Source organism: Pseudonocardia oceanicola, assembly GCF_047200735.1.
In the GTDB taxonomy this organism is placed as follows: domain Bacteria; phylum Actinomycetota; class Actinomycetes; order Mycobacteriales; family Pseudonocardiaceae; genus Pseudonocardia.
Genome location: NZ_JBJZON010000121.1, coordinates 1 through 264, shown reverse-complemented (window position 1 = coordinate 264; position 264 = coordinate 1). Strand labels below are relative to the sequence as shown.

Below are 264 nucleotides of genomic sequence, written 5' to 3'. Positions count from 1 at the left end.
GGAGATGAACCTGGGCCAGCTCGCCCTGCTGCTGCGCGGGCGCTACCTCGTCGACGCCAAGTCCTACACCAAGGTCTCCGGCCTGCCGTTCAAGGCCGAGGAACTCCAGGACGTGTTCCTCGACTACCTGACCGGCACCCACCCGGACACCGCCGGCACCAACACCACGAGCACCAACGGCTCCGGCAACGGGGCCCCTCTGGGAGTCCAGGCATGAGCACCGCCGGCGTACTCCTCTCCGCGGAGGCGAAATGAGCACCGATC

1 protein-coding gene is annotated in these 264 nt (G+C 67.8%); it reads left to right on the top strand.

The features are described from left to right. The coding region (locus tag ACL02T_RS35090) for a hypothetical protein (protein WP_412835119.1) at positions 1-217 on the top strand (217 nt) is incomplete at its 5' end. Positions 218-264 lie beyond the last annotated feature (47 nt).